This is a genomic window from Novosphingobium sp. CCH12-A3 (genome assembly GCF_001556015.1).
GTDB lineage: Bacteria > Pseudomonadota > Alphaproteobacteria > Sphingomonadales > Sphingomonadaceae > Novosphingobium > Novosphingobium subterraneum.
Genome location: NZ_LSIA01000100.1, coordinates 1 through 222, shown reverse-complemented (window position 1 = coordinate 222; position 222 = coordinate 1). Strand labels below are relative to the sequence as shown.

The following is a 222-nucleotide window of genomic DNA, read 5'->3' as shown; positions in this document are numbered from 1 at the left end:
ATCATCAAGCGTTCCGACAAAGCCAAGGGCTTCGAGGTGCTACCACGCCGATGGGTTGTAGAGCGAACCTTCGCATGGCTTGGCCGCTGCCGACGCCTTGCCAAGGACTGGGAAAAGTCCATCGCGTCTTCAACCGCATGGGCACTCATAGCTTCAATCCGAATGCTCACGCGCCGAACCGCAAGATATTGCTGGAATTGAGAAACTTCTGAATCAGGCACT

General features: G+C 55.0%; 1 protein-coding gene. It reads left to right on the top strand.

Annotated elements, in window-relative coordinates; translation table 11 throughout:
• Positions 1 to 201 (top strand): transposase (locus AX703_RS26525; protein WP_156451955.1); only part of this gene is annotated, 201 nt, incomplete at its 5' end.
• Positions 202 to 222: the final 21 nt, after the last annotated feature.